This is a genomic window from Nonomuraea sp. NPDC049624, from assembly GCF_040675255.1.
Taxonomy (GTDB): Bacteria; Actinomycetota; Actinomycetes; order Streptosporangiales; family Streptosporangiaceae; genus Nonomuraea.
This window is the reverse complement of the sequence record NZ_JBFAOR010000014.1, coordinates 103,667-122,851: the sequence shown is the minus strand read 5'-3', so window position 1 is coordinate 122,851 and position 19,185 is coordinate 103,667. Positions and strand designations below refer to the sequence as shown.

General features: G+C 74.0%; 16 protein-coding genes. 6 read left to right on the top strand and 10 right to left on the bottom strand.

The features are described 5' to 3' along the window. The first annotated feature begins 43 nt into the window (after window positions 1-43). Window positions 44-505, top strand: coding sequence for a nuclear transport factor 2 family protein (locus AB0J76_RS42260; RefSeq protein WP_352328803.1), 462 nt, complete (start codon window positions 44-46; stop codon window positions 503-505). 71 nt (window positions 506-576) lie between these two features. Here AB0J76_RS42260 and AB0J76_RS42255 read toward each other — a convergent pair whose 3' ends face one another. From AB0J76_RS42255 to AB0J76_RS42245, 3 genes are read right to left on the bottom strand one after another with little or no spacing between them, the layout of a single operon-like run. Then, a complete protein-coding gene (locus AB0J76_RS42255; protein ID WP_352328802.1) occupies window positions 577-1,251 on the bottom strand; it encodes a DUF3618 domain-containing protein in 675 nt (224 codons plus the stop codon). Continuing rightward, window positions 1,227-1,619: a phage holin family protein gene (locus tag AB0J76_RS42250; protein ID WP_352328800.1), complete on the bottom strand. Its 393-nt coding sequence runs from the start codon at window positions 1,617-1,619 to the stop codon at window positions 1,227-1,229. The genes AB0J76_RS42255 and AB0J76_RS42250 overlap by 25 nt, the downstream gene beginning before the upstream one ends. Then, window positions 1,616-2,290, bottom strand: a complete 675-nt coding sequence (locus AB0J76_RS42245) for a hypothetical protein (RefSeq protein WP_352328799.1) — start codon at window positions 2,288-2,290, stop codon at window positions 1,616-1,618. The genes AB0J76_RS42250 and AB0J76_RS42245 overlap by 4 nt, the downstream gene beginning before the upstream one ends. Before the next feature lie 254 nt (window positions 2,291-2,544). On the opposite strand from AB0J76_RS42245, the gene AB0J76_RS42240 reads away from it, so the two are divergent. Together AB0J76_RS42240 and AB0J76_RS42235 are read left to right on the top strand one after the other, a co-directional pair. Further along, window positions 2,545-4,812, top strand: a complete 2,268-nt coding sequence (locus tag AB0J76_RS42240) for a catalase (protein ID WP_352328797.1) — start codon at window positions 2,545-2,547, stop codon at window positions 4,810-4,812. A gap of 74 nt (window positions 4,813-4,886) precedes the next feature. Then, a complete protein-coding gene (locus tag AB0J76_RS42235) occupies window positions 4,887-5,756 on the top strand; it encodes a GNAT family N-acetyltransferase (RefSeq protein ID WP_352328795.1) in 870 nt (289 codons plus the stop codon). A 17-nt stretch (window positions 5,757-5,773) separates the two neighbouring features. On the opposite strand, the gene AB0J76_RS42230 is transcribed toward AB0J76_RS42235, so the two are convergent. Further along, window positions 5,774-6,877, bottom strand: a complete 1,104-nt coding sequence (locus AB0J76_RS42230; RefSeq protein WP_364393063.1) for an ABC transporter substrate-binding protein — start codon at window positions 6,875-6,877, stop codon at window positions 5,774-5,776. Window positions 6,878-7,092: 215 nt separating this feature from the next. Between AB0J76_RS42230 and AB0J76_RS42225 the strand changes: the two genes are divergently transcribed. Further along, complete coding sequence (locus AB0J76_RS42225; RefSeq protein ID WP_352328213.1) at window positions 7,093-8,538, top strand: multicopper oxidase family protein; 1,446 nt, start codon at window positions 7,093-7,095, stop codon at window positions 8,536-8,538. On the opposite strand, the gene AB0J76_RS42220 is transcribed toward AB0J76_RS42225, so the two are convergent. From AB0J76_RS42220 to AB0J76_RS42210, 3 genes are all read right to left on the bottom strand, one after another. Beyond that, entirely contained in the window at window positions 8,525-9,286 is a 762-nt protein-coding gene (locus AB0J76_RS42220) for a hypothetical protein (protein ID WP_352328212.1), read from the bottom strand. The genes AB0J76_RS42225 and AB0J76_RS42220 overlap by 14 nt on opposite strands. An 87-nt stretch (window positions 9,287-9,373) precedes the next feature. Then, window positions 9,374-9,595, bottom strand: coding sequence for a DUF3072 domain-containing protein (locus tag AB0J76_RS42215; RefSeq protein WP_352328211.1), 222 nt, complete (start codon window positions 9,593-9,595; stop codon window positions 9,374-9,376). 82 nt (window positions 9,596-9,677) lie between these two features. Continuing rightward, entirely contained in the window at window positions 9,678-10,481 is an 804-nt protein-coding gene (locus tag AB0J76_RS42210; RefSeq protein ID WP_352328210.1) for an NUDIX domain-containing protein, read from the bottom strand. Window positions 10,482-10,670: 189 nt separating this feature from the next. Between AB0J76_RS42210 and AB0J76_RS42205 the strand changes: the two genes are divergently transcribed. Then, window positions 10,671-11,642: a helix-turn-helix domain-containing protein gene (locus AB0J76_RS42205; protein ID WP_352328209.1), complete on the top strand. Its 972-nt coding sequence runs from the start codon at window positions 10,671-10,673 to the stop codon at window positions 11,640-11,642. A 4-nt stretch (window positions 11,643-11,646) separates the two neighbouring features. Here the strand turns inward: AB0J76_RS42205 and AB0J76_RS42200 are convergent, their stop codons facing one another. Together AB0J76_RS42200 and AB0J76_RS42195 are read right to left on the bottom strand one after the other, a co-directional pair. After that, entirely contained in the window at window positions 11,647-15,183 is a 3,537-nt protein-coding gene (locus AB0J76_RS42200; RefSeq protein ID WP_364393056.1) for a S8 family serine peptidase, read from the bottom strand. 151 nt (window positions 15,184-15,334) lie between these two features. Continuing rightward, the gene (locus AB0J76_RS42195) at window positions 15,335-17,134 is read right to left on the bottom strand and encodes a hypothetical protein (protein ID WP_364393054.1); all 1,800 of its coding nucleotides are present in this window, start codon (window positions 17,132-17,134) and stop codon (window positions 15,335-15,337) included. A 114-nt stretch (window positions 17,135-17,248) separates the two neighbouring features. On the opposite strand from AB0J76_RS42195, the gene AB0J76_RS42190 reads away from it, so the two are divergent. After that, entirely contained in the window at window positions 17,249-18,259 is a 1,011-nt protein-coding gene (locus tag AB0J76_RS42190; protein ID WP_352330376.1) for a hypothetical protein, read from the top strand. Between the two features lie 6 nt (window positions 18,260-18,265). Here the strand turns inward: AB0J76_RS42190 and AB0J76_RS42185 are convergent, their stop codons facing one another. After that, window positions 18,266-18,868 carry a TetR/AcrR family transcriptional regulator C-terminal ligand-binding domain-containing protein gene (locus tag AB0J76_RS42185; RefSeq protein WP_352330374.1) on the bottom strand — a complete coding sequence of 201 codons (603 nt, stop codon included), beginning with the start codon at window positions 18,866-18,868 and terminating at the stop codon, window positions 18,266-18,268. Window positions 18,869-19,185: the final 317 nt, after the last annotated feature.

The window sequence follows — 19,185 nt, the reverse complement described above, 5'->3', positions numbered from 1 at the left end:
CCGTTTGGCGGTGCGCTGCCCTGGCCCGGGTACGGTCCCTGGCATGGAAGAGGTGCCGCCGCCGGACGACATCGTGCACCGGCTGCTCGGCGCGGCCAACGCGCACGACGTCGAGGCGGTGTCGCGGTGTTACGCGCCGGACGCGGTCGTGGTGAGCCCCGAGATGGAGGCGGCCGGTCGGGAGGAGATCGCCTCCTATTTCACCCAGATCTGGGAGGGCTTTCCCGACCTGCACTTCACGCTGTGGGAGCCCGTCGCGCTGGGCGACACGGTCGCCACCGAGCTGACGGCGACCGGGACGCACTCCGGCCCCTACCTGACGGTCGGGGGCGAGGTGCTGGCCGCGACCGGCCGCCAGATCACCGTGCGGGCCTGCTGGTTCTGGGACCTGCGCGACGGCCTCGTCTCCAGCCAGCGCCTCTACTACGACCAACTGGAGATCTACGCCCAGATCGGCATGTGCCTGCCCCTGTCCTTCGAGCCCCCCGTGGAGGACGCCGGGTGACTCGCCGGACAACGGCGCAGGCCCTCACGGCCTGATCCGGCTGTGAGGGCCTGAGCACGTCCGGGCGGGCGTCAGCCGGAGCGGTGACCGCCCACCTGGCGGGCCTGCTCGCGGGCCTGGTCGGCGGTGGCCGCGGCCGCCTCCGACGCGCTGTCCCTGACCTGCTGGACGGCCTGCCCGGCCAGCTCCTTGGCGTCCTGGCCGAGCTGCTGCGCCGACTCGCGGCCGGCCTCCACGACTGGCTCCAGCACGTCGCCGACCTGCTCGCGGAGCTGGCCGACGGCCTGCTCCTCCGCCTCGGTGGCGGGGATGAGCGTGGCGGCCAGCAGACCGGCGCCGAAGGCGATCAGGCCGGCCGCCAGGGGGTTCCCCTGGGTGCCCCGCCTGGCCTGCTCCGGCGCGGCCCGGACGGTCTCGGCCGCGACGTGGGCGCCGTGCCGTACGGTGTCGGCCGCCTGGTGGGCGCCCTCCCGCACCGCCTGGCCGGCCTGGTGCGCCCCCTCGCCCACCGAGCCGGCGGTGGCGGCGACGCCGTGCCGCGCCCGGCCGGCGGCATGGGACACGCCATGGGAGGGGGTTCCCATCACGCGTTCCCGCAACGATCGAGCGGCCTCCCGTACCCGTTCGGTACGGCGGCGCGCGATCCGCGCCGGGCTCGTCCGGTCGGCCAGCCGGTCCACATCGGCCGCGAGTTCGGCCCTCGTGACGGCGATCTCGTGTCTCACTTCCTCAGGTCGCGTGCCCATTGCGCGTCCTCCTTGAGCGTCTCGATGGTCTGCTCGGGTCTGGGGTTGATCGCGCGCAGCCGGTTGCGCCCGTTGACGTACAGCACTCCGCCGATGACCGCCCAGACGACCGCGAGAACGAGCGCGGCCCAGCCCAGGCCCATCACCTCGCCCAGGCCGAACATGACGGCCAGGGTCACCAGCAGCGCGATCATGTACCCGGCGAAGCCGGCGCCGCCGAGCATCCCGGCCGCCTTGCCCGCCTTGGTCGCCTCCTGGCGGAGCTCGATCTTGGCCAGCTCCACCTCCTGGCGGAACAGTTTGGAGATGTCCTCGCCGATCTCGCCGACCAGCTGGCCGAGCGTCGGTTCCTCGGGTTGCGCGGTCATGGCAGGTCACTCCCGGCGCCGTAGGCGGGCGCCGCGGGGGCGGCCGGCGGGGCCGGCGGCGTGGTGAGCGGCGGCACCGGGCGGGTGTCGTCCTGCCCGAGCGGGTCGCCGAGCGGCCGGTGCAGTGGCTGCGGCGGCGCCGTGCCGGGTTGCGCCACGCTCGGCAGGGTGGGGTCGGCGGGCGGCGACGGGGTCGCCGGCTGGGACGCCGTCCCCGAGCTGTCGCCGGAGGCCTTGATGATGCGGCCCACCAGGAAGCCCGCGGCCACGGCGCCGGCCAGGAACGCGGCCGGGCGGCGGCGGGCGAAGCTCTGCACCTCGCTGACCACCCCGGCCAGGCCGTGCCTGTCGAGGTAGTCGGCCGCGCGCCGGCCCTGGTCGGCGGCCTGGCGTACGACGCTGGTCACCGGCGAGTCGGGCTTGGCCTGCTCGTGCATGGCCGACAGGTCCTCCGACCACTCGCGCAGGCTCTGCGCGGCCCGCCGGCTCTGCTGCTCGGACTGGGCGCGCACCCGGTCGCGCAGCTCGTGGACGGCGTTCCTGGCCTGGGCCCTGGCCTCGCCGGCCACCTGGACGCCGGCCTCCCTGGCGGTCCCGGCGACCTCCTGCGCGGCGGCCTTGCCTTGATGGAGCGTTCCCTCCTGGCCGGTCCCCGTCGGGTATTCACTCATGGGTGCCCTCCTCGTGGGATTGATGCCGCCTGTGGCTACCCGGACGGCCCCCGCCAAACCAAGAACACCCCAACGCAGGGCAAAGAACGTGAAAAGGGGATCGGTGTCCCGCGCTGCTCCAGAAGGGCTCCGATCCTGGTCGCGCGGGGTCGCGAACCGCCCTGAAGTGCGACGATTCGCGTTATACGGCTGAGCATGGGTAGGGAGGCGCCAGACCTGGTCAATCCGTTGTGGCCCTTCCTAAGGAACCAAGCATGAACGAGTCACACCCGCTCAAGTCCGCCGTGGACAAGGTCGTCGGCGCCGTCACCGATCACGACGCGGTGAAGCCGGCCGAGATCCCCGGCGTGCCCAACAGTTTGCCGCCCCAGCTCGAGGAGCCGACCGAACCACGGGAACCGCTGCCGCCCAAGCCGGACCAGACCGGGCCCGAGACCGTCTCGCCCACCGGGCAGCCCACCGGCGCCTCGCAGGACCAGATGGCGCAGGGCGGCGAGTACCTGACCACCGCCCAGGGGGTGCGGCTGCGCGACACCGACCACTCGCTGAAGGCCGGCCCGCGCGGCCCGGTGCTGCTGCAGGACCACCACCTGCGCGAGAAGGTCATGCACTTCGACCACGAGCGCATCCCCGAGCGGGTGGTGCACGCCCGCGGCGCCGCCGCCCACGGCGTGTTCCAGGCGTACGGCACCGCCTCGAACATCACCAAGGCGGCCTTCCTCGCCGAGGGCGCGAAGACCCAGGTCTTCGTCCGCTTCTCCACCGTGCTGGGCTCGCGCGGCTCGGCCGACACCGTCCGCGACACCCGCGGCTTCGCCACCAAGTTCTACACCGCCGAGGGCGTGTTCGACCTGGTCGGCAACAACATCCCGGTCTTCTTCATCCAGGACGGCATCAAGTTCCCCGACGTCATCCACGCCGGCAAGCCGCATCCCGACCGGGAGATCCCGCAGGCCCAGAGCGCGCACGACACGTTCTGGGACTTCGTCTCCCTGCACACCGAGGCCACCTTCCACACGATGTGGAACATGTCCGACCGCGGCATCCCGCGCTCGTTCCGCATGATGGAAGGCTTCGGCGTGCACACCTTCCGCCTGGTCAACGCCGCGGGGGAGACGACGCTGGCCAAGTGGCACTGGAAGCCCAAGCTCGGCGTGCACTCCCTGACCTGGGAGGAGGCCCAGATCGCCGGCGGCGTCGACCCCGACTTCCACCGGCGCGACCTCGCCGACGCCATCGAGGCCGGCGCGCACCCGCAGTGGGAGCTGGGCATCCAGGTCTTCCCGGACACGCCCGAGCAGATGTTCGAGGGCATCGACCTGCTGGACCCGACGAAGATCGTGCCCGAGGAGCTGGCCCCCGTGCACCCGGTCGGCCTGATGACGCTCAACGCCAACCCGTCGAACTTCTTCGCCGAGACCGAGCAGGTCGCCTTCCACGTCGGGCACCTCGTGCCGGGCATCGACATCACCGACGACCCGCTGCTGGCGGCGCGGCTGTTCTCCTACCTCGACACGCAGATCACCCGGCTGGGCGGCCCGAACTTCGCGCAGATCCCCATCAACCGGCCGCACGCGCCGGTCAACGACATGCTGCGCGACGGCTTCCACCAGACGGCCGTCCACCGCGGGGTGGCCCCGTACCGGCCGAACTCCCTGGACGGCGGCTGCCCCTTCCAGGCCGGGGCCGAGCAGGGCGCCTACGTCGAGGTGCCGCGCGAGGTCGCCGGACGCAAGGTGCGCGAGGCGCCGGCGACCTTCTCCGACCACTACAGCCAGCCGCGGCTGTTCTGGCTGAGCCTGTCCCCGGTCGAGCGCGAGCACCTCATCAGCGCCTACACCTTCGAGCTGGGCAAGTGTTACGAGCAGGCGGTCAAGGAACGCCAGCTGCGGGTGCTGGCCAACATCGACCCGGTCCTGTGCCGGGAGGTCGCCGACGGCCTCGGGCTGCCCGCGCCCGAGCCCACCGTGCCGCTCGCCGACCCGGCGCCGAGCCCGGCGCTGTCGCAGGTCGGCCGGGAGTGGCCGCTGGACGGCCGGATCATCGGCATCGTCGCGGACGAGACCAGCGACCTCGGCGTCGTCGGCGCCGTCCGCCAGGCCGTGCTCGACGGCGGGATGACACCGCTCGTCATCGCGCCCAAGGGCGGCATGCTGGGCGGCACGCTGGCCGTCCAGCGCACCTTCGCCACGGCCCGCTCCGTCGAGTTCGACGCGGTGCTGCTGGCCGGGGCGCCGGCCCCGGGCGACGACGCGTACGGCGCCCGCGACGCCAAGGCCGGCGACGGCGGCACCCCCGTCGACCCGCGCGTGCTGCTCCTGGTCGGCGAGGCGTACCGGCACGCCAAGGCGGTGGGCGGCTGGGGCACGGCCGCGCAGGCGCTGCAGGCCGCGGGGATCCCCGCGCAGGCGCCGGGCGTCGTCACCGGCCAGGACGGCGAGGGCGTGCTGCGCGACGTGCTGGCCCTGCTGCCCCTGCACCGGGTCTGGGACCGCTTCCGCGTGCACCCCGACGTGGCCTGAGCCAGCAGAACCGCCCGGCCGGCCCGCGGGAAATCCGGGTGCGGGCGGCGGGCGGGGTGGTGTGTGATCGGGGGATGGCGATCGAGACGGGCAGGCCGGGGATCGACGGGCTGGGCGACGTGGTGCGGCTGCTGGGGGAGTGGCAGCGCGACGGAGAGCCCGTGCAACTGCATCCGGGTGACGTGGGATGGTTCTGGCGGTTCGGCGCTCGGCGCACGGCGGCGGCCATCCTGACCTGGAGCCGCGCCGGGCAGGTCGTCGCCGCCGGGCTGCTGGACGGCGACGACCTGCTGCGGCTGGCGTTCGCGCCGGGGGCGGCGCAGGACGAGGAGCTGGCCCGCCGGGTGGCCGGCGAGGTGTCGGAGCCCGGACGCGGGGTGCTGCCCGAGGGGCGCGTGCACGTCGAGTCGCCGCCGGGCGCGCTGGTCCGGGACCTGTTGCTCAAGGACGGCTGGGTGGCCGACGACCCGTGGACGGTGCTCGGGCGCGACCTCGGCGCGCCTGTCCCGGATCCCGGCGTGCACGTCGAGGCGGTCGGGCCGGAGCAGGCGCACGAGTGGGCCGCCGTCGTCCGGGCGTCGTTCGACGGCTCGACCTTCACCGAGGAGCGCTGGCACGCCATGGCGGCGGGCGTCCCGTACGCCGGCGCGCGGTGCCTGCTCGCCCGCGACGACCGGGGCGCGGCGGTGGCGGCCGTGGCGGTGTGGTCGGCCGGTGCGGGCAGGCCGGGGCTGATCGAGCCGATGGGGGTGCACCGGGACCACCGGGGCCGCGGGCACGGCCGGGCGATCACGGTCGCCGCGGCGCGCGCGCTGCGGGAGGCCGGCTCGTCCAGCGTGCTCGTGTGCTGCCCGAGCTCCAACACCGGCGGCGTCGCCACCTACCGTGCGGCCGGTCTCGAACGGCTGACGGAGCGGCACGACGTGTCCCGCCACCCCTCCTGAGGCGTCCCGCGCGGCGGTCAGGCGGTGTGCAGGGTGCGGAAGCGCGCCGGGGTCGCCGGGTCGCGGTCGGCCACCTGGATCGGGGGCCAGGCCCACTGCCAGACGCCGACGCCCGGCGCGCGGGAGAACCGGATCGTCCCCCGGGTGCCCTCGACCGCGACGTGCGGCCACGACCCGGCGACGGCCGCCCGGTCCACGCCGTGCGACCGCAGCGCCTCGGCCACCACGGTGACCGTGTCGTAGCCCTCGAAGGCGACGAACGACGGTGTCGCGGCCAGCCGCTCGCGCAGGGCCGCCGCCACCCGGACGCCGAGGGGGCTCAGGCTCTCGGGCAGGTAGCGCAGGAACGGGATCCCGGCACCGTCGTCGCCCAGCGACTCGGCCCATCCCGGGAACTCCGGCTGCCCGGCCGGCGCGCCGATCAGCGTCCCGGCCAGCCGCCGGTCGCGGCGCACGGCCCGGACGACCGGCACCGCCGGCTCCGGATGGCCGGCCAGGAGAAGCAGCGCCGTCGCGCCGTCACGGGCGAGTTCGTCGCACACGGCCGCGGGGGTGAGCGCGGTCAGGTCGAGCTCGGTGACCGTGCCGCCGCGGGCGGCGAGGTGGTCGCGCAGGACGCCGAGCCCCGCCGCCCAGTAGAGGCTCGGCTGCGTCGCCGCCGCGACGCGCTCGTGGCCCGCGCCGAGGAGGAAGTCCGCGAAGATCCGCCAGCCGCGCGACTGCGCGGGGGCCAGGCGCGCGACCCACGTCGCAGGCTCTTCGGTGAGCGCGTCGAGGACCGCCGAGGAGCAGAGGAACGGCAGGCCGACGGCTTCGGCGCGGGCGGCGGCGGCGCGGGCGACCACGCTGTGGTACTCGCCGGCCAGCGCGGCCACCCCGAGCCGGGCCAGCTCGTCCACGGCCGCCGCCGCCTTCCGCGGGTCGGCCGCGGTGTCGCGGACCACCAGCTCCAGCGGCCGTCCGCCGATGCCGCCGGCGTCGTTGACGTCCCGGACGGCCAGCTCCAGCCCGGCCAGCAGGTGGCGGCCCGCCTCGACCCAGCCGGGCGGGGTGAGCGGGACCAGCGCGCCGATCCGGACGGACGGCCCGCTCGTCCCCGGCTGCGACGATGGCGTGCTCATGCGCATGATCTCCCTGGAAGGTGACGATCCGGTGGCCCAGTATGCCGGGATCGCGGTGTCGCGACGGCGCCGGGGCCGGGGTGCGGGCCGTCCCCGGCCGGAGTGCGGCGATCTTGAACCGCCCCGCCGCGCGTGGCGTCGTCCTTCCACGGTCACTCTCCGTTATTTTGCGAGATGGATGAGGGGGATCCGTAGTGACTGATTCGCGTGGGACCGTGTCCCGCAGGTTGTTCGTCAGCGGCATGTTCGCCGCCCTGGGCGCCGTTCCGGCGGCCGCCGCCGGCGCGTCCGCCAGGCCGTCGGCGGGAAGGGCCGCCGGGACGGCCGCCGGGACGGCCGGCGGGAGAGTGCTGCGGGCCGCGCCCGCCACCGTGTCCCTCGGCGGACGGACGGTGTCCACCTGGGCCTACGACGGCCTGCTGCCCGGCCCTACCATCCGGGCCACGGCCGGCGGCACGGTACGGGTCAGGCTCGTCAACGACCTGCCCGCGCCGACCACCGTGCACTGGCACGGCATCAGGATCGCCGCCGACATGGACGGCGCGCCCGGCCTCTCGCAGCGCCCGACCCGGCCCGGCGGGACGTTCGACTACGTGTTCACCGTCCCCGACCCGGGCACCTACTTCTACCACTCCCACGTGGGCATGCAGAGCGACCGCGGCCTGTACGGCCCGCTGATCGTGGAGGACCCGTACGAGCCGCTCGGGTACGACCAGGAGTTCACGGTCGTCCTCGACGACTGGCAGGACGGCGTCAACGGCACGCCCGACGACACGCTGCGCGCCCTGAACACCACCCCGCACGACGACACGCTGAGCAGCCACGTCCTCGGCGGCACGTCCGGACACGCGCGTTACCCGTACTACCTGGTCAACGGCCGCACCGCCGACGATCCCACCACCTTCATGAGCCGTCCCCGCGTGCGCGCCAGGTTCCGGGTGATCAACGCGGCCGCCGACACCGCCTTCCGGGTGGCGCTCGGCGGCCACCGCCTGACCATCACCCACACCGACGGTTTCCCGTGCAAGCCGGTCACCGTGGACACGGTCGTGGTCGGCATGGGGGAGCGCTACGACTTCGTCGCCACGCTCGACGCGGGGGCGTTCCCGCTGATGGCGATGGCGGAGGGTAAGGCCGGGCGGGCGTTCGCGGTGGTGCGCACCACGCCCGGCGCGCGCACGCCGTCACCGGACGGCGCCGTGCCGGAGCTCCAGCGGCGGCAGCTCGTCTACCAGGACCTCCAGGCGCGCCGCCGCGACCAGCTGCGCCCGCCGTCCAGGACCGTCACCGTCACGCTCGGCTGGCGTCAGGGCGCCTCCGGCAGCGAGTGGCCCATGAACGGGCACCTCGGCGACGACCCGCTGCGCCTGCGGGTCGACCGGGGCGAGACGATCCGGATCGTCATGCACAACGACACGCACATGTGGCACCCGATGCACCTGCACGGCCACACCTTCCAGGTCCGGACGACCGAGCGCGGCGGGCCGCGGAAGGACACCGTGAACGTCATGCCGTACAAGCGGATCAGCATCGACGTGCACGCCGACAACCCCGGCGAGTGGATGTTCCACTGCCACAACCTCTACCACCAGGAGCAGGGCATGATGGGACTGCTCGGCTACGGCAAGGCCCCGAAGCGCCGGCACGTCATGAGACACTGACCGGCCTCCGCGCGGTCGTGTGCAGGTAACCGGCCGCGGCGGCCAGCAGCGAGGTCCCCCAGAGCAGGAAGACCGGGTAGGTCCCGGCGAAGCCCCAGCTCCCGTCCAGGACCTCGACCCCGCCGCCGGGCGCGCACCTGCGGGTGACGCCGAAGGCGAGGCAGCCCGTCATCATCGCGCCGTACTGGCCGACCAGCATGCCCACGGCTGCCGCCGGGACCGCCGCGAGCGCGCGCGGCACCCGCCGTCCCCCCGCCAGGGGCACCCAGCGCGGGACGAGCTGTCCCCATCGGGCGATCAGCCCCAGCGTGAGCAGGCCCCCGGCCACCGGCCCGGCGACGAGCAGCACCCAGAACACCGCAGAGCCGCCCAGCTCGGCCAGGCCCGCGCGGGAGCCCGCCGCCACGCCCAGCGGCAGGCCCAGCCCCCACAGCAGGTGCGGGACCGAGAAGCCGAGCACCGGCACGACGGCCGCCGTCCAGGTCGCCGCCCTGGCCCAGCGGGCGGGCCGGACCGTCCCGTCGGCCCGCCGCCGGCGCGGCCGCGCGGCGGTACGCGTCCCGAAGCGGACGGCCGCCAGCGCCAGCAGCACCCCCGCCGCGGCGAGCAGCGCCTGCCGGGCCAGCGCGGGGTCGTCGAGCCTGCCGAACGCCAGCCGCATGACCAGGTTCCCGGGCGCCACCAGCACGAGGACGGCCGCCGCCGCCCAGCCTGCGGCCAGCAGCGCGGGCCGTGTGAGTGATCTCATGGCCGCCCACGGTAGGCCGCGCGGCCCGCCCGGGATCTCCCTCCCGCGAGGGAACCGCCTCCCCTGCGCGGGGCAGCGCCCGGCGGATCAGCCGGCGCCCTCCGGCCGGCTGCCGGACGCGCGCAGGCGCTCGCTGTTCTCCTGGAGCTCGTCGATCAACCGGGACGCCTCGGCCTTGCTCAGCCCGCCGGGCACCTCCCTGCCCACCTCCCTGGCCAGGGTGTGCAGGTAGGACTCCTGCGGGCCGGTCATGGGCTCGTCACCGGTCGTCCACTCGTCGGGGTCCTTCTCCACCGGTCCGTGACTCATGCTGACTCTCCTCGAACTCACGTTCTCCTGGGTCAGCACGCTGTGCCCGCAGGAGCGCGCCGCAAACGCGAGGCGACGGCCCCTACGGCCGCGTCGCGGGCCGGTCCGGCGTGCGGGCGGGGGAGAAGGGGCCGCTCAGCGCCGCCCACTGCAGCAGCATGATCGTTTTGGCGTCGGCGATCTCACCCCGCCCGACCAGGTCGAGGGCGTGGTCGAAGCCGAGCTCCACGACCTCGATGTCCTCGCCCTCCGCCGCGACCCCGCCGCCCGCCGAGGTGCGGGTCGCGGCGCTGTACGGCGCGGCGTAGAAGTGCAGGCGTTCGGTCACCGACCCCGGGCTCATGTAGACGGAGAAGACCGGCTCGACCTCGCCGATGGCGTGGCCGGTCTCCTCGGCGGCCTCGCGCCGGATCGCCTCCTCCGGCGCGTCGTCGTCCAGCAGCCCGGCCGCGGTCTCCAGGAGCATCCCGTCGGGGTGCCCGTTGACGTAGGCGGGATAGCGGAACTGCCGGGTCAGCAGGACGGTGCGGCGGTCGGGGTCGTACAGCAGCACGGTGGCGCCGTTGCCGCGGTCGTAGGTCTCCCGCTGCTGGGTGCTCCAGTGGCCGTCGGCGTGCTGGTAGTCGAAGGTGGTGGTGCGCAGCACGTACCAGTTGCAGGCCAGCAGCCGCACGTCGCGCACCCGCACCCGGGGGTTGCCGGTCAGGTCGCGTCCCGCCTGGTCCAGGCCGGTACGGCCGCGCCCGTCGGGCACGTCGACGCCCGCGGTCACGACGACCGTCCACGCCCGGCGGACGCGCCCGCCGTGGGGATCTCCGCCGTCCTGCCCGCGCGGACAGGAGCGGGCTGTCGTGCCGATCTTGCCGTCATGTCGCCCTTTCGCCATGGGTGTGCCGGATCCCGATCACCGAGTATGGCAGGGAAGTTTCCGTACGTGAGCAGTGCCGCCACTGCCCGGCGATCCCACTCCCCGACGACAGCCGCGAACCGCGCACCGAACTCGTGACGTGACGGACGCCGGCACCGCCCCGGCGGCCGCTCTCTACAATGGCCGGGTGAATCTGGATCGGGCCGTGTGCGGCACGTGCTGAGCGCGGCGGGGCTGGGCGCGGAGGAGGAGGCCGCCTACCGGCTGCTGGTCAGGACCACCGAGGTGGAGTCCGACGCCCTGGCCGAGGAACTGGGCGTGGCGGCCGAGGTGGCGCGGCAGGCGCTCGGCTCGTTGCTGGCCAAGGGCCTGGCGCGAGCCGTCCCGGGCGAGCCCGGCCGGTTCACGGCGGTCGCCCCCGACGTCGCGCTCGCGGCCCGGCTGCACCGGCGGCAGGCCGAGGTCGACCGGGCCCGGCACGCCATGGAACAGCTCACCGGGGAGTACCTGGCGCACGCCAGGCGGCGCGAGGCCGCGCAGCTCATCGAGGTGATCACCAGCCGGGCGGCGCTGCGCGAGCAGCTCCGGCTGCTGCAGGACGGCGCCCGGCACGAGGTGCTCAGCCTGTGCCGGGCCGGGCACGTGGCGATGAGCTCGCAGGAGAACGACGAGGAGCTCGCGGCGCTGCGGCGCGGCGTCGGCTACCGCGTCATCTACGAAGGGGCGTTGCTGGAGGAACCCGGCATGCTGGTCAACCTCGCCGACGGCATCACGCTGGGGGAACAGGCCCGCGCGCTGCCCGTCCTGCCGGTGCGGATGCTCATCGCGGACGGCGAGCTCGGGGTGCTCCCGCTCATCCAGCACACCGACGGCCTGACCCAGCTCACCGCCGCGCTGATCCGGCCCAGCAGCCTGCTCGACGCCCTCAAGGCCCTGTTCGAGAGCCTGTGGGAGCGGGCCACCCCGGTCAGCCTCACCAACCCGGGCAGCCCGCTCGACGCGGACCACCTCTACCTGCTGTCGCTGCTGGTCGCCGGCGTCCCGGACAAGTCGATCGCCACCCAGCTCAAGATCTCCCAGCGGACGGTGCAGCGCAGGATCGCCTACCTGATGGAGCGGGCGGGTGCGCAGACCCGGATGCAACTGGCCTGGCACGCCGCCCGCGAGAACTGGCTCTGACCGATCAGTAGGCCCTGATCACCGTCTGCTGGACCGTGTTGCCGGCCGAGTCGGTGGCGGTCACCCGCAGCGACGGGTGCGGGCGCAGCACGATCGCGTCGTAGCGGCCGCCGCCGAGCGCGATCACCGGCTGCCGCCGCCACGTCGCGCCGTCGTCGTAGGACAGCTCCAGCTTCAGGTCCTTCGCGCGCGCCCCGGTCACGCCCTCCTGATGCCGTACGGCGAAGCCCACCAGACCCGGGCGCTCCGGGCGCACGTCATAGTCGACCTGCAGCAGCGGCAGCACCCGGTCGCCCGGCTTGGAGCGGAACGTCCAGGCCGTCTCGGTCGCGACGGCCGTCGTCCACTCCTGCGAGGTGCGGCTGGTGGACAGCTCCAGCCGGTAGGCGGCCTCCTGCGGCGCCGCGGGGAACGCGCCCCAGGCGGCGTCGCGCTCGGCCACCAGCGTGCCGTCGCGGAAGAACCGGGCCGAGGAGGTGTCGTTGTCGACGCCCGCGCGGGAGACGTGCCCGGAGGAGTCCACGAACTCGGGGACGCGGATCTCCATCGTGTCGCCCTCCCGGGTGGACGGCTTGAGCCAGCCGGGGATCGCCGGGCGGACCACCGGGGCGTGCCAGCTCTCGCTGATCCGCGCGCCGGGCTGGTAGGTGCGCGGCTGCTCGGTCATGCCGTCGAGCAGGCGGCCCATCTCGTCCCAGACGTACTGGTGGTTGACGAGGTGCTGCCAGTAGGAGCCGTCGGCGCTGACGTACTCGGTGCGGCGCAGCGGGGTCCTGACGATCCGCTGGGTCTCCATCTGCTGGCCCAGCGCGTACGACTGCCAGGGACGCCAGCCGAAGCGCTGCTCCTTGGCCCAGCCGAAGCCGCCGTTGTCGGCATACGTCGTGGTGACCCGGGCGGTGTTGCCGTCGTTCACCTCGTGCACGATCTTGTCCGGCACCCGGCCGCCGGAGACCTGCATGACGTCGTAGAGGTAGGGCGAGTCCATCTGCCCGGTGACCTCCAGCTTGGCGTTGCCCTTCCGCATCCGCTCCAGCATCCGCTGCCCGTCGTCGCCGGCGATCACCAGCGCCGGGATCGGCAGGTCGGCCCCGACCGGCTTCCAGTCGTGGCCGAACGCGTCGTCGGGGGACAGCACCAGGATCACGGCGACCGCGCCCGCCTTGATCGCGGCCCCGGACGGGTCGGACCAGTCGATGTCCTCGCTGCGGATGACCGCGGCCTTGCCCTTGGATCCGGCGACCCCGTCGGACAGCCGCCACATGTGCCGCCCGTCCACGCCCGGCGACCTGCCCAGGAAGCCCATCGGATACGGCTCGCCCGAGCCGGGCATGCGGGCGGTGAGCTTCGGCGCGACGAGCTGCCAGCGCGAGGCGAACTCGAACGAGCCGTCCCGCACGGGCTGGGTCGGCGAGACGTTGAGCCCCTCGATGACGTCGAAGTTCATGACGCCCTGGGAGATCTTGCGCGAGCCGAACGCGCGATGGGTGAAGTAGGTGTAGATGCCCACCTGCTCGGCGGGCTCCCTGGTTCTGATGGTCACCGGGGTGGTCTTGCGGAGGTCGAGCACCACGTCCAGGTCGCGGTCGACCTTGAGCTCGGGGATGACGACCATGCCGTCCCGCGGGTGGGTGCGGCCCCAGCCGCCGCCCAGGTTGAGCGACTGCGTCATGTAGGTGCCCTCCGACACCTCCACGGTCAGCCCTTCCTGGGGCAGCCAGGTGAACAGGTCGTCCTGCTGCGACGCGCCGAACATCGACAGCGTGTCGGCGCCGGTCGGCCTGCCCGCGGCGTCGACGGCGGTGAAGCGGACCTTGTGCTGCGGTCCCTTCCAGGTCAGCGCCAGCGTGGTGTGCACCTGCTCCGTGCCCGCCGTGGCGGTGACCAGCCCGCCGTACCGGCCGAAGGAGAGCTCGGCCAGGTCCACCGTGACCTTGACGTCGGCGGTGCCGCCCGCCGGGACCGTCACGGATCTGGCGCTGAGCTCGGCCTTGTCGAGGGTGGCGGCCAGCTCCAGCGTGACGGGGGCGGCCGTGCCGTTGGCGTAGGTGATGGTGCCCTCGGCCGTGGCGGGGCCCTGGTCCTGCTGGTGCTTGCCGAGGTCGACCACGCCGGTCGCGGTCACGCCCTGGCGCACCGCGCGGGCCACGTCCAGGCGGCCGGCGCCGGCGTCGTCGATCTGCTGGCCGGGGACGGGCTTGGCCGAGCCGATCAGCGCGTCCTTGATCTGCCTGGCCGTCCAGGCGGGGTGGCGCTGCTTGACGATCGCGGCGGCCCCGGCGACGTGCGGCGTGGCCATCGAGGTGCCGGACGCGGCCGTGTAACGCTCGTCCACCGGCTCGCCCATGCTGGTGCCCGCCGCGCGGGCCGCGACGATGGCCACGCCGGGGGCGGTCAGGTCGGGCTTGGGCGCGTCGTCCAGGCGCGGGCCGCGGCTGGAGAACTCCGCGAGCGCGTCCTTGCCGTCCACCGCGCCGACGGTCAGCGCCGAGGTGGCCGCGCCGGGCGTGCCGATGGAGTAGGCCGCGCCGTCGTTGCCCGCGGCGACCACGAACAGGGCGCCGGTGCGCTCGGTGAGGGTGTTCACGGCCTCACTGAGCGGGTCGGTGCCGTCGGTCGGGCTGCCGCCGAGGCTCATGCTGATCACCGACGCGCCTTCGGCGGCGGCCCACTCCATGCCCTCGATGACGCCGGACAGGGTGCCCGAGCCGTCGTCGCCGAGCACCTTGCCGACCATCAGCTCGGCGCCGGGGGCGACGCCCTTCCGGCCGTCGCCGCCGGCGATGGTGGCGGCCACGTGGGTGCCGTGCCCGTTGCCGTCCCGGACGCTCGGCTCGCCGGTGAACACCTTGCTCTGCTTGACGCGTCCGGCCAGGTCGGGGTGGGTGACGTCGACGCCGGTGTCCAGCACGGCGACCTTGACGCCCTTGCCGTCGAACCCGGCCTGCCACGCCTCCGGCGCGCCCACCTGCGGCACGCTGTGGTCGAGGGTGGCCTTGACCTTGGCGTCCAGCCAGATCTTCGACACGCCCTGCGACAGCGTGGCCCGCTGCCCGTCGAGCGACTTCCACAACCCGCCGATCGTGCGTTTGTCGGCGGCGACCACCCGGCCGTTGACGCTCTCCAGCTCGGGTGCGGACGCGCTCTTCGGCGCGGCGCCGTCGTAGAGGAACAGCAGCGGCAGCTTGTCCGACCTGGCGTCGTCGTACCCCTGGGCGATCAGCCGGGTGACCGAGAACAGGGCCGGGTCCAGCCGCTTGGCCGCCAGGAGGGGCACGACGTCCTTGGGCAGGACGCGCAGCTCGCCGTTCTCCTCGGTGGTGCTGAACGCCATCCGCTCGCGGCCCGGCCCCGGCTTCACCTCCACCGCCTGCCTGCCCGGCTCGGCCTGCCTGACGGTCACCACGTCCCCGGTGATCAGCGTGACGCGGTGGACGCTCCCGCCGCCGGGCTCGGCCGCGGCCGAGGCCGCCGCTAAGGGGGAGCTCAACAGGGCGGCCGTGGTGACTCCTGCCACCGTCACATGGGCGGACCAGTGCATGGGGGTGAAACCTCTCGTAGCAACAACCAGTGCACACGAGAGTGGGTGATCGGACGCGCGGAGCGCCAGGTGTCACCCGTGCCGTTTGTCTGCCATGTCGTGATTGCGACACGGTGCCGACGTTCACCCACGACGCCCGGATCCGGCGAGGTCAGCCGCGCGGGCGGTGGACGACCTTCTCCGTCGAGCGGCCGGGATAGACCACGATCAGGTGCTCCTCCAGCGGCGCGTCGGGGTCGTCCTCGTCCCAGGGCACCGTGCGGGCGTGCACGCGCAGCCGGTAGCGGCCGGGACCGGCGACGGCCAGGCTGGGCAGCGGCCCGGCCGCCCCGCTGTCGCCGCCCTCGGGGTAGGCCGGCACCACCAGGCGGCCGCTGCGGCTGGCGATGCCCACCTCGACCACCCGGTCCCAGCCGGCGAGCCGCAGCGGCGGGGCGCGGTCGAACGCCTTGACCGTCAGGCACATCGGCGCGTTCTCCTCGGCGGTCACGATGGCGGCGCCGCTGCCCGCGGCGTCGATGAACCCGTCCTGGACGGCGTCGAAGATGTCGGCGGCCTCCTCGCCGCCGTCGAAGATGTCACCGGGGTCGCCCGCGCTGTCGTCGCGGTCGTCGAAGACGGCGTAGCCGCCGCCCTCGAACAACATGTACGCAGCCGTGCCCTGCCGCCTGGCCCGCACCCGGGGCCACGGGTCAGTGCACCGGGCGTTCGCCTCGGCCTTCCACCTGGCCTCCTGAAGGTCGTGCTCGGCCTGGCGGCGGTCGGCGTCGGCGGTCTGCCGGGCGACGATGCCGGGGCACAGGTACTCCAGGGCCGCGGCCAGCTCGATGGCGTCCCCCATGCCGCCGGCCCGCCCGTGCAGCGCGAGCCGTTCCTGGTCGCCGGGCAGCGCGCACAGCTGTCCGCCGTAGGCCAGGACGCGCTGGTCGGGCAGCCGTCCGGGGAACATCGTGCCCGCGGCGAAGGTGTCGCTCCTGGCCAGGCAGAGGAACGACCGCCGCCGCTCCTCCGGGCCGAGGCCGGTCGCGGGCCGGAGCCGGTCGCGGCAGCCCTCGTCCGCGGCCGTGTAGGTGAGCCGGGCGTCCCGCTCCGCGCCGACGACCGCCATCGGCAGCACGAGCAGGACCGCGGCGGCGGCGAGCAGCCGCGGCGCCTGCCCGGCTCCGGCCACGGGGGCGTCCTGGCGGGGCACGGCGAGCTCGTGCGCGGTGCGCGCCGCCCACACGACGAGCAGCCCGTCGAGTGCCTGCACGACGAGCGACAGACCGTCGAACGTCAGCCGCCCGGCCTGGAGGAGCGAGTACGCCTGCGGCACCAGCAGGGCCGTCCAGCCGACGGCGAGCGTGACGGCGCCGAACCGGCCGTCGCGCCCCTGCCCGGCGATGATCATCGCCTTGCACGCCAGCGTCGCCAGCACCAGCGGGACCGACAGCGACAGCAGCGGGATCTCGGTGAACGGCCGCAACGCCGCACCCAGCACCCCGGCCAGGCCGAGCCCGAGCGCGATCATCCGGAACCGGGCCGTGACCCCGGTGAGCACCCGCACCAGCAGCAGCATGGTGGCGGCCCACACGGCCCAGCGCGCGACGTACTCCGCGAGGCCGGACAGGCGGTCGAGGAGGTCCCAGAGCAGCAGGTCGCCGGCCACGTCCGCGTAGAGCAGGCGCCGCAGCCACACCACGTCACGCGGCAACGCCCCGGCGCCCGCCCGGACGGGCCCGCGCAGGATCTGCCACAGCGCCCACGCGTTGAGCACGCAGATCGCCGCGGGCAGGAGCCGCGCCTCGCCATCCCCCGGCCGGACGCCGGCCGTCGCGACGGCGACGAACCACCGCCCGCCGTCGTACCAGGCGGTGACGGCGGCGCCGGTCAGGTAGAGCGCGACGGCGACGGCGGCCGGACGCCCGTAGCGGTGGCGGGCGACGGCCCGGAGGAAGGCGGCGATGCGCATGATCATATTCGGCCGGCACGCCTTCCGGGCACTCCGCGCCGGGCCGCCGGCGCGGTTAGCATGGAACGGGATCGGGGATCATGGCGACACTCGGCGACGAAGCGAGATCTCTGCATGTCAACGCCCCCGCGCAAGCTTCGCAACACCCTGAGCTGGTACGCCTTCGGCCTCTCCTGTGCGGTGACCCTGCTCGCCGCGGTGCTCATGGTCTTCTTCGACCCGGCCCTCACCAGGGCGGCGGTGCTCTCCTCGATCGGCCTCAACCTGATCGCGTCCGTCGCCTTCGCCGTCGTGTTCTCCGTCCTGAGCTCCCAGGTGCAGCAGCGCAGCATGGAGGAGAACATCGCCCAGCACCTGGACGACCTGGCCACGGGGCTGCGCACCGAGGTGGCCTCGATGCACAAGGGCTTCATGCCGACGGCCGTCTACCCGTCCTTCGACCCGGTGGACGGCACGTACGGGGACGCCTTCAACAAGGACGTGACCACGAGCCTGGAGGCCACCGGCTTCTACGCCTTCTGCGGCCCGAGCGCCCGCTACGTGTCGGCCCGGCTGGCCAGGTCCCGCCACTTCCCCCACCAGGTCCGGGTCGCGATGCTCAACCCCGGCGACCGGCTGGCCATCTCGCGCCGCGCCACCGACCGGACCACCTGGGCCAGGCTGGCGGGCAAGGACAACTCCACCCTGTCGGAGGAGCTGCGCGAGGAGCTCATCATGAGCACGGTCGCGCTGTTCGACTACCGGCACATCTGCCCGGTGGACCTGGCCTACATCGAGGACACCGCGACCTACCGGTTCGAGATCTTCGACGACGCCGTCTACCTCTCCTGGTACCACGGCCCGCAGTCGATCTCGAAGGAGATGCCGGAGTCCCTCAGGTTCGCCGCCGAGTCCTTCCTCTACCAGCTGCTCCGCCTCGACCTCATGCGCCGCTTCGAGATCGTCGAGAGCCGGGTGCGGTTCGAGGCCGGCCAGGACGACACCTTCCTCATCGCCCACCTGACGGCGGTGCTCGGCTCCTCGGTGTCGGCCGCCGACCTGGAGCGCTGGCGCGGGCGGTACCGGGAGTACACCGCGGACTTCGCCGCCTACCTCGACACGGTCTACGCCGAGCTCAGGATCTGACGAGGCTCACAGGGCCCCGGCACGGGCCGCCGCCAGCGCCGCCGCGGCGGCCCGGTCGGCGGCGGCCTCGTCGAGGGCCTCCCCGGTGTTGAGCAGGGCGTAGTAAAGGGGCGCGGACACGGCGGCGATCACCCGGCGCGGGTCGGTGCCGGGCGGCAGCTCGCCGCGCGCGACGGCGTCGGTGACGCAGCCGGCCCACTCCTCGATGCGGACGGCGTAGAACCGCTGCAGCGCGCGGGCGGCCTCCCCGTCGCAGAGCGAGGCGGCGATCAGCGCCTTGAACAGGCGTCCCTGGCGGGGGTCGGTGAGGGTCTTCACGACCAGGCGCGCGTTGTCGCGCAGGTCCGCCCGCACGTCGCCGTTGCGGGCGCGGGGCAGCGAGGTCTCCGCCATGTCCTTGAGGAGGTCGGCGGCGAGCGCGCCGGGCGTGCCCCAGCGGCGGTAGACGGTGGTCTTGCCGACCTCCGCGAGGCGGGCGATGTCGGCGAGGTCGAGCCCGGCGAAGCCCTTCTCGACCAGGGTGTCGCCGGCCGCCCGCAGGACGGCCTCGCGGACGCGGGCGGTACGCCCCCCAGGACGGACGGCACCCGGCGATGGGACGGCGGCCATGCGGACTCCTCCTCGTTCGAACCCTTATCGGAACCACAGTTCCCTTAGCGTCGGTTCCGGTGCTACTGTTCTCGCATCTTAACGGAACTAAAGAACCGTTTGTGGCGGCATGCCGACCGGCACGCCCGAGGGAAAGCCCTGCCATGACCACCACCACACCCCTGCCCGCGTCCACCGCCCAGGCTCCGCCGCGGCGTCTGACCGGCCGCCTGCGCCTCGTCCTCGCGGTGCTCCTGGTCGCCCAGTTCATGCTGGCCGTCGACTTCTCGATCCTGAACATCGCCGAGTCCCGGCCCGCCGAGCGTCCCCGGCTCGAC

Excerpts from the sequence above, each read along its gene's own strand:
- AB0J76_RS42260 (WP_352328803.1), top strand. The coding sequence starts at position 44 with ATGGAAGAGGTGCCGCCGCCGGACGACATCGTGCACCGGCTGCTCGGC.
- AB0J76_RS42255 (WP_352328802.1), bottom strand. The coding sequence starts at position 1,251 with ATGGGCACGCGACCTGAGGAAGTGAGACACGAGATCGCCGTCACGAGG.
- AB0J76_RS42250 (WP_352328800.1), bottom strand. The coding sequence starts at position 1,619 with ATGACCGCGCAACCCGAGGAACCGACGCTCGGCCAGCTGGTCGGCGAG.
- AB0J76_RS42245 (WP_352328799.1), bottom strand. The coding sequence starts at position 2,290 with ATGAGTGAATACCCGACGGGGACCGGCCAGGAGGGAACGCTCCATCAA.
- AB0J76_RS42240 (WP_352328797.1), top strand. The coding sequence starts at position 2,545 with ATGAACGAGTCACACCCGCTCAAGTCCGCCGTGGACAAGGTCGTCGGC.
- AB0J76_RS42235 (WP_352328795.1), top strand. The coding sequence starts at position 4,887 with ATGGCGATCGAGACGGGCAGGCCGGGGATCGACGGGCTGGGCGACGTG.
- AB0J76_RS42230 (WP_364393063.1), bottom strand. The coding sequence starts at position 6,877 with ATGAGCACGCCATCGTCGCAGCCGGGGACGAGCGGGCCGTCCGTCCGG.
- AB0J76_RS42220 (WP_352328212.1), bottom strand. The coding sequence starts at position 9,286 with ATGAGATCACTCACACGGCCCGCGCTGCTGGCCGCAGGCTGGGCGGCG.
- AB0J76_RS42215 (WP_352328211.1), bottom strand. The coding sequence starts at position 9,595 with ATGAGTCACGGACCGGTGGAGAAGGACCCCGACGAGTGGACGACCGGT.
- AB0J76_RS42210 (WP_352328210.1), bottom strand. The coding sequence starts at position 10,481 with ATGGCGAAAGGGCGACATGACGGCAAGATCGGCACGACAGCCCGCTCC.
- AB0J76_RS42200 (WP_364393056.1), bottom strand. The coding sequence starts at position 15,183 with ATGCACTGGTCCGCCCATGTGACGGTGGCAGGAGTCACCACGGCCGCC.
- AB0J76_RS42195 (WP_364393054.1), bottom strand. The coding sequence starts at position 17,134 with ATGCGCATCGCCGCCTTCCTCCGGGCCGTCGCCCGCCACCGCTACGGG.
- AB0J76_RS42190 (WP_352330376.1), top strand. The coding sequence starts at position 17,249 with ATGTCAACGCCCCCGCGCAAGCTTCGCAACACCCTGAGCTGGTACGCC.
- AB0J76_RS42185 (WP_352330374.1), bottom strand. The coding sequence starts at position 18,868 with ATGGCCGCCGTCCCATCGCCGGGTGCCGTCCGTCCTGGGGGGCGTACC.